The organism is Brevundimonas sp. (assembly GCF_036399195.1).
Taxonomy (GTDB): Bacteria; Pseudomonadota; Alphaproteobacteria; order Caulobacterales; family Caulobacteraceae; genus Brevundimonas.
Genome location: NZ_DASWNO010000119.1, coordinates 1 through 8,457, shown reverse-complemented (window position 1 = coordinate 8,457; position 8,457 = coordinate 1). Strand labels below are relative to the sequence as shown.

At 67.9% G+C, this 8,457-nt stretch carries 7 protein-coding genes; 4 read left to right on the top strand and 3 right to left on the bottom strand.

What is annotated here, in order from left to right:
* Positions 1-76 precede the first annotated feature (76 nt).
* From mtgA to VGB60_RS05635, 3 genes are all read left to right on the top strand, one after another.
* Positions 77-787 carry a monofunctional biosynthetic peptidoglycan transglycosylase gene (gene mtgA / locus VGB60_RS05645; RefSeq protein WP_331037289.1) on the top strand — a complete coding sequence of 237 codons (711 nt, stop codon included), beginning with the start codon at positions 77-79 and terminating at the stop codon, positions 785-787.
* 83 nt (positions 788-870) lie between these two features.
* Positions 871-2,778, top strand: coding sequence for a M2 family metallopeptidase (locus VGB60_RS05640; protein ID WP_331037287.1), 1,908 nt, complete (start codon positions 871-873; stop codon positions 2,776-2,778).
* A gap of 123 nt (positions 2,779-2,901) precedes the next feature.
* On the top strand, positions 2,902-4,809 hold the full coding sequence (locus VGB60_RS05635) for a ubiquitin-activating E1 FCCH domain-containing protein (protein WP_331037286.1): 1,908 nt from the start codon (positions 2,902-2,904) through the stop codon (positions 4,807-4,809).
* An 8-nt stretch (positions 4,810-4,817) separates the two neighbouring features.
* Here VGB60_RS05635 and VGB60_RS05630 read toward each other — a convergent pair whose 3' ends face one another.
* Positions 4,818-5,729 carry an isopenicillin N synthase family dioxygenase gene (locus tag VGB60_RS05630; RefSeq protein ID WP_331037288.1) on the bottom strand — a complete coding sequence of 304 codons (912 nt, stop codon included), beginning with the start codon at positions 5,727-5,729 and terminating at the stop codon, positions 4,818-4,820.
* 231 nt (positions 5,730-5,960) lie between these two features.
* On the opposite strand from VGB60_RS05630, the gene VGB60_RS05625 reads away from it, so the two are divergent.
* Positions 5,961-6,635, top strand: a complete 675-nt coding sequence (locus tag VGB60_RS05625; protein ID WP_331037285.1) for an OmpA family protein — start codon at positions 5,961-5,963, stop codon at positions 6,633-6,635.
* Positions 6,636-6,756: 121 nt separating this feature from the next.
* Here the strand turns inward: VGB60_RS05625 and VGB60_RS05620 are convergent, their stop codons facing one another.
* On the bottom strand, positions 6,757-8,061 hold the full coding sequence (locus VGB60_RS05620; RefSeq protein WP_331037284.1) for a UDP-glucose/GDP-mannose dehydrogenase family protein: 1,305 nt from the start codon (positions 8,059-8,061) through the stop codon (positions 6,757-6,759).
* 131 nt (positions 8,062-8,192) lie between these two features.
* Positions 8,193-8,457: OmpA family protein (locus VGB60_RS05615; protein ID WP_331037279.1), on the bottom strand; the 265-nt coding region annotated here is incomplete at its 5' end.

Sequence of the window (8,457 nt, the reverse complement as noted above, 5' to 3'; positions counted from 1 at the left end):
GACGAGGACGGTCAGGCCGGCGTCGCCGACGCCTGAGCCGCTTGCCAAGCCGCCCTCCCCCACGGCACATCAGGCCATGGCCAGTCCGCCTCGATCCCCGAAGAAGCGCCGCCCGGTGCTGACCGTGCTCTTGGTCCTCGGGCTGATCGTCTTCGGCGGCGTCGCCGTCCTGCGTTTCCTGCCGCCGCCCGCCACCTTCCTGATGGGCGTCCGCCTCGTTGAGGGCGAAGGGATGGACTACCGCTGGCGTTCGCTCGACCGCATTTCGCCGCGGCTGGTCCAGGCGGTGATCGCCTCCGAGGACGCGACTTTCTGCGCCCACCGCGGCTTCGACATGAAGGCGATCGAGCGGGCGCTCAAGGCAAACGCACAGGCCGAGGAACGCGGCTCGGCCCGCATCCGCGGCGGCTCGACCATCAGCCAGCAGACGGCCAAGAACGCCTTCCTCTGGCCCGGCCGCGACTGGGTCCGCAAGGGGCTTGAGGCCGGCTACACGGTTCTGATCGAGACCGCGTGGGGCAAGCGCCGGATCATCGAAGTCTATCTCAACATCGCCGAATGGGCGCCGGGCGTTTACGGCGCGGAGGCGGCGGCGCGCCACTGGTTTGGCAAGTCGGCCGAGGACCTGACCGCGCCCGAGGCAGCCCGGCTCGCCGCGATCCTGCCGAGCCCCCGCCGGTATAATGCATCTTCGCCCGGTCCCTATGTGCGGCGGCGTGCAGCGCGGATCCAGGCCGCCATGCGAACGGTGCGCAACCAGGGACTCGACGACTGCGTCATCGGCTGACGGCCACGCTTGACGCCGCCGTTGCTCTCCCCTCCTCTGCCGCCCGAAACGACGCGGGCGAACCGCGCGAAGGAGGAAGCCTCATGAAACGCACCCTGATGACCGCCGCCGCCGTCTGCGCGCTCAACATCGGCGTCGTCGCCTGCGCGGCCGACGGAATGAGCGATGCGGCCGCACGCGAGACGGCGCGCTCGGCGGACCTCGCGGTCGCGGTCGCCGAGGCCGACGCCGCCGCGTCTTCGGACCAGCCCTACCCCGTCAGCACCGCGGGAGCCGCCGCCTTCGTGGCCGACGCCGAGACGCGCCTCGCCGCCCTCGGCGAGGAAGCGGCCCGCATCCAGTGGACCCGGGCGACCAACATCACCCACGACACCATGTGGCTCGAGAGCCGTGTCAACGCCGAGTACACAGAGCTGCAGGTCGAGCTCGCCAACGGCGCGGCCCGCTTCAACGACGTTCAGGTTCCCGATGACGTCCGCCGCAAGCTGAACCTGCTGCGCCTCGGGATCGTGCTGCCGGCGCCCAACCGGCCGGGCGCGGCGGCGGAGTTGGCCGACATCACCACCCGGCTGGATTCGACCTATGCGACCGGCAAGTTCGAGTTCAAGGGTCGCCAGATCACCCTCGACGAGGCCACCATCCTGATGGCCGAGAGCCGGGACCCCGCCGAGCTGGAGGCGCTCTATGAGGGCTGGCGCACCATCTCGCCGATCATGGCCGCCGACTACACGCGCATGGTCGAGATCGCCAACGAGGGCAGCCGCGAACTGGGCTTCGCCGACACCGGCGCCATGTGGCGGGCCGGCTACGACATGGAGCCCGACGCCTTCGCCGCCGAGACCGACCGGCTGTGGGAGCAGGTGAAGCCGTTCTACGAAAACCTGCACTGCTACGTCCGCGGCCGCCTGAACGCCAAATACGGCGACGCGGTCCAGCCCGAGACCGGCCCGATCCGCGCCGACCTGCTGGGAAACATGTGGTCGCAGCAATGGGGCAACATCTACGACGTGGTCGCCCCGACCGACGGCGGCGAGAGCAGCTACGACCTGACCCAGCTGCTGACGTCCAAGGGCTACGACGCCCGCAAGATGGTCGAGACCGGCGAGGGCTTCTACGTCTCGATGGGCCTGCCGGAGCTGCCGGAGACCTTCTGGGAGCGGTCGATGATCACCCGCCCCCGCGACCGCGAAGTGGTCTGTCACGCCTCGGCCTGGAATCTCGACAACGCCGAGGACATCCGCATCAAGATGTGCACCCAGGTGAACGGCGAGGACTTCTACACGGTCCACCACGAACTGGGGCACAACTACTATCAGCGCGAGTACAAGGATCAGCCCTTCCTGTTCAAGAACGGGGCGAACGACGGCTTCCATGAGGCCATCGGCGACTTCATCGGCCTGTCCGCGCTGACGCCGACCTATCTGAACCAGATCGGCCTGCTAGACCGCGTGCCGGGCGAGGCCGAGGACATCCCCTTCCTGCTGAAGATGGCCCTCGACAAGATCGCCTTCCTGCCGTTCGGCCTGATGGTCGACCGGTGGCGCTGGGGCGTGTTCGACGGAGAAACGACGCCCGCGGAATACAACGACGCCTGGACGGCGAACATGCTGCGCTATCAGGGTCTGGTCCCGCCCGGGCCGCGCCCGGAGAACGCCTTCGATCCCGGCGCGAAATACCACATTCCCGGGAACACGCCGTACACCCGCTACTTCCTGGCCCACATCTACCAGTTCCAGTTCCACCGCGCGGCCTGCAAACAGGCGGGCTGGACCGGGCCGCTGCACCGCTGCTCGATCTACGGCGACAAGGAAGTCGGAGAGCGGTTTGAGCGGATGATGGAGATGGGCCAATCCCGCCCATGGCCCGAGGCCATGCAGGCCTTCACCGGAGAGACCGGCAACGACGCCTCGGCGGTGACGGACTACTTCGCCCCGCTCAACGTCTGGCTGACCGCCCGGAACCGCGGCAAGGACTGCGGCTGGGAGACCTGACGAATTTCACCAAACGCGGGTCTCGTTAACCTTTGGTGTTGGTCCTTCTCTTAACCGGGTTCGTCCATTTTCGACGGGAAAAGCGCGGGCGGATTGCGTCCAGACGCGACGGCGGAAGCGGCAATGGGGCTCAAATCCTTGATCGGCGGCGCAGGCCGCGGCCTGCGCGATCTCACCCGCGGTCTGGCGGGGGACACGCGCGGCAACATCGCCATGCTGTTCGGCCTCAGCATGCCGGTTCTGATCCTGATGACGGTCGGAGGGGTGGACATTCACCGCGCCTCGACCGTCCGGGTCAATCTGCAGGACGCGGTCGACGCCGCGGCCCTCGCCGCCGCGCGATCTCCCTACGTCAACAACGCCGACATCCAGCGCATCGGCATGGCGTCCCTTCGCGCCAACCTGAAGGCTTATCCGAGCATCACCCTGCGCGAGGCGGACACCACCTTCGTCCTGAACGGGGACGAGGTCGTGGTGGCGAACGCCGCGGTCGACGTCAAAACCCTGGTCGCGAACCTGTTCATGCCGCCGTACGGCAAGTTCATGGACGACTACCTGCCGGTCGGGGTCCACTCCGAAGTCGACCGCTCGTCCCGGAACATCGAGGTGGCGCTGGTGCTCGACATCACCGGCTCGATGGCGGGCACGCGGATCACTGACCTCAAGGTCGCGGCCAAGGAACTGGTCGATCTTGTCGTCCAGCCGATTCAGACGCCCTATTATTCGAAGATCGCGCTGATCCCGTATTCGAACGCCGTGAACCCCGGATCATATCTGACGGCGGCGCGGGGCGGGGTGCGCGGTTCGTCCAACATCTCCGCCGCCGCCCTGAACCTGATTGGGACGGCCAAGACCATCACCGGCGCGACACGGGGCGACCCGGTCGTCGTCACCTCGGTCGGCCACGGCTTCTCCGACGGAGACGTGGTCTGGATCAGCGGCGTCTCGGGCATGACCCAGCTGAACAACAAGGCCTACATGATCGGCGGGAAGACCAACGACACCTTCAAGCTCTACCGGCTCAGCGGAAACAGGGTCAACGGCGAGAACTACAACTCGCATTCCGGCTCCACCGGGCGGGTGCAGAAATGCCAGAACAACGACTGTTCGATAACCGTGACCTCGAACAGCCACGGCCTGCAGAACAACGACTACGTCCGCATCGACGAGATTGCCGGGATGGTCAACGGCAGCAACAACAGCATGGTCAACGACCGCACCTTCCTGGTCGGCAACGTGACCACGAACACCTTCACCATCGATCCCGACGCCACGACCATGAGCCCGTATATTTCGGGCGGGAAGGCCTGGCGGGCGAATGGCGGCGGCGACCTCTTCTACGCCTTCGAAAACATGGACGGCGATTTGCAGACGCACCGCATCAGTTCATGCGTGACGGAGCGGACCGGCAATGAACGCTATACCGAGACCGTCGCTTCGGGCAGCGGCTCCTGGGTCGGACGCCACTACCCCAGCCTCGACGGCGGCTGCATCTCCAACGCCATCATCCCGCTCACCAGCGACGCCGGGACCCTCAAGAGCCGGATCGATAACTTCGCCGTGTCCGGATCCACCGCGGGTCAGATCGGCATCGCCTGGGGCTGGTACATGGTCTCCCCCGCCTGGAACACCCTGTGGCCCTCGGGCGCGGCGGCGGCCTACAACTCGGCCCAGACGCTCAAGGCCGTGGTCATCATGACCGACGGCGAGTTCAACACCCCGTACTGCCGGGGCGTGATATCGCAGCAGGCGGGAGCCGGCTCCGGCGCCAGCTCAGCGAAAATCGACTGCGACGCCGACAATGGGAGCCCATTCTCGCAGAGCGCCGCCCTCTGCACGGCCATGAAGGCCAAGGGCGTCGTGGTCTATACCGTGGGCTTCGGGATCACCGCCGGCACCGCCGCCGCCAACTCGCTCCGGGACTGCGCCTCGACGCCGTCCGCCTTCTTCCTCGCCGACAGCGGAGGCGACCTGTCCGAAGCCTTCGCCGCCATCGGCCGGGACATCACCAAGCTGCGCATCTCGCGCTAGCGACCGGATCAGATCAGGCGGATTTCCTTCAGCCGCTCGGTCAGGAAATCCTCCGCCATGATCGCCTTGCCGGCGTAGCGGTCGGGGTTGTCCGGCGTGATCATGCTGGGCAGGGTTTCGATCACGAAGTCCGGATTGAAGTGCAGGAAGAACGGCGTTGAATAGCGCGCGAAGCTGGCGCGCTCCGGCGCCGGGTTGATCACCCGGTGGCTGGTCGACGGCAGCACATGGTTGGTCAGGCGCTGCAGCATGTCGCCGATGTTGACCACCAGGGCGTTCGGCGGCGGGGCGATGTCCAGCCACTCGCCGTCGGCGTCCTTCAGCTGCAGGCCGGCCTCCTCGGCCCCAAGCAGCAGGGTGATGACGTTGATGTCCTCATGGGCCCCGGCCCGGACCCCGGACGCGCCGGCCGGCACGGGCGGGTAGTGCAGCATGCGCAGGATGGAGTTGCCCAGCTCCACCTTGTCCTCGAAGAAGCCGTCGCCGAGGTCGAGGTAGCGGGCGATGGCGCGCAGGATCTTGGCCCCTAGGGCGTCCATGGCGGTGAACATCCCGTACAGGTGTTCGCGGAACCCGGGCACTTCCGTGGGCCACAGGTTGTCCCGCATATATTTGCGGTAGGGGTGGCCTTCCGGCAGCTCGCGGCCGACGTGCCAGAACTCCTTCAGATCGACGGCGGCGGCGCCCTTGGCCGCCTCGACGCCGAACGGCGTCAGGCCGCGGGCCCCGCCCGTGCCCGGCTGGTGGTAGCGCCGCTTGACCGCTTCCGGCAGGGCGAAGAAGGCCTTGGCGTCGTCGATGGCCGCCTCGATCACCGCCTCGTCCAGCCCATGATCCGCGATCACCGCGAAGCCGTAGCGTTTGAACGACGTCCCCAGCGCGTCGGCGAACGCCTGGAAGTCGGCGTCGTACAGGGTCATCGAGACCGGCTCAATGGCTCGGCCGGCGACGGCGGGGGTGTCGGTGTTCAGGGTGGCGCTCACGGCGGGGCCTCGGAATGACGAAACGGACGGCTTCATACGCCCTATGCCCCGGCGTTGGCAAAACCGTGCGTGACCGATGCTGGGCCCCCACCGCCCTCCCCCGAACAGGAACCATCCCGGCAAGGTGACGTTTCGGCGCCGACCCCTAACGGCACAGGACATCCTGACATGCGCAGCAAACTTCTCATGACGGGCGCCGGCGTCGCCATCTTGCTGGGCGGCGTCGCCTGCACCACGACCGATCCCTACAGCTCCGCACCCCGCCGCAACAACACGGGCACCGGCGCCATCGCCGGCGCACTGGGCGGCGCGGCGCTCGGCTACTTGACGAACACGTCCAACTCCGAAGAAGGCCGGAAGAACGCGTTGATCGGCGCCGGCATCGGCGCCCTGGGCGGCGCCGCCGTCGGCCAGTACATGGACCGCCAGCAGCGCGAACTCGAGGCCGAGCTCTCCGGCTCGGGCGTCGGCGTGGCGCGCCAGGGCGACAATCTCGTGCTGCGGATGCCGTCCGACGTCACCTTCGCCTCCAACCAGTCGATCATCAACTCGCGCTTCTACGCCACGCTGGACGACGTGGCGGCGGTGCTGAATCGCTACGACCAGTCGGTCGTCGACATCGTCGGCCACGCCGACTCCGACGGCGCGGACGACTACAACCTGGAACTGTCGCGCCGGCGCGCCTCTTCGGTGGCGGACTATCTGCTCAGCCGGAACGTGCTGCGGGACCGTCTTTTTGTCGACGGGCGCGGGGAGAGCGTCCCCGTCGCGTCGAACGCCACGGCCGAGGGCAAGGCCCAGAACCGTCGGGTCGAGATCCTGATCCGGCCCTTCCGCGGCTGATCTGACGGAACGGACGCCGAGGGCGGGGCCAAGGCCTCGCCCTCTCCGCTTCAATCGCAGCGCAAAGCTCTGTATCGGCCGCCGGACGTTGGACGAGCCGGCTCGATCCGGCCGCTTGCGGCTAGCCCCGCCCGATCGAGGTGTAGCGGAACCCCCGCGCCCGCATGTCGTCAGGCCGGTAGATGTTCCTGAGATCGACCATCACCGGCTGATTGAGCAGCAGCTTGACGCGATCCAGGTCCAGCGCCCGGAACTGGTCCCATTCGGTCAGGATGACCACGGCGTCGGCGCCCTCGACGGCGTCGTAGGGGCCGTCCCGGAACGTCACGCCGTCGAGCAGTTTGCTCGCCTCGTGCATGCCCTCCGGGTCGAAGGCGCTGACCTTCGCGCCCATGGCGATCAGGGCGGGAACGACATCCAGCGACGGGGCGTCGCGCATGTCGTCGGTGTTGGGCTTGAAGGTCAGGCCCAGCAGGGCGACCGTCTTGCCGGTCAGATCGCCGCCCAGAGCGGCGGCCACCTTGCCGGCCATGGCTTTCTTGCGCGCGTCGTTGATCTGGACCGTGGTCTCGATCAGCCGCACCGGGGCGCCGGCGTCGACCGCCGTGCGCACGAGGGCCAGGGTGTCCTTCGGGAAGCAGGAGCCGCCGTATCCGGGGCCGGCATGCAGGAATTTGGAGCCGATCCGCTTGTCCAGCCCAATGCCGCGCGCGACCTGCTGGACGTCCGCGCCGACCGCCTCGCACAGGTCCGCCATCTCGTTGATGAAGGTGATCTTCATCGCCAGGAAGGCGTTGGCGGCGTACTTCGTCAGCTCCGAGGTGCGCCGTCCGGTGAACAGGATCGGAGTCTCGTTCAGGTTCAATGGCCGGTAGAGCTCGCGCATCACGGCTTGGGCGCGCGCATCCTCGGTCCCGACCACGACGCGGTCGGGCCGTTTGAAGTCCTCGATGGCCGCGCCCTCGCGCAGGAACTCCGGGTTGGAGACGACCGCGAAGTCCGCCTCGGGCCGGCGCTCGCGGATGATCCGCTCGATCTCGTCGCCGGTGCCGACCGGCACCGTCGACTTGGTCACCACGACGGTGAAGCCCTCGATCAGGCCCGCGATCTCCTCGGCCGCGGCGTGGACATAGGACAGGTCAGCATGGCCGTCGCCGCGCCGTGACGGCGTGCCCACGGCGATGAAGACCGCATCCGCCGAGCGGATCGCCTCGGCCCCGTCCAGCGCGAACGACAGCCGCCCGTCGCGGACGTTCGCCGCCACCAGGTCCTCCAAACCGGGCTCGAAGATCGGAATCTCGCCGCGCTTCAGCCGCTCGATCTTGGAGGCGTCCTTGTCGACGCAGACGACCTCGTGGCCGAAGTCGGCGAAACACGCCCCCGACACCAGCCCCACATAGCCGGTTCCGATCATCGCCACGCGCATGCAGCCCACTCCTCAGGTCAGGGAGACCGAATAGCCAGCACGCGACGGCTTGGCCACCCCGCCCCAAAGCAAAACCGCCGGCCCCTTTCGGGACCGGCGGCTCTGCAGTCTTGGCCTTCTGCCTTCCGGGTTTAGCGGAAGTTGATGCCGATGGTGGCGCGGCGGTTGAGGGGCTCGCGCACGCCGTCGGCGGTCGGGCGGGCCAGGGCGGTTTCGCCGCGGCCGTCCAGCGAGATCACGCCGCCGTTGACGCCTTGGGCGACCAGCGCGTCCGCAACGGTGCGGGCGCGGCGGTTGGACAGGCCGACGTTGTAGGCGGCCGAACCCGAGGTGTCGGCGTGGCCGACGACCAGGATGCGGGTCGGACGGCCCGACTTGGCGTAGTTGGCGGCTTGC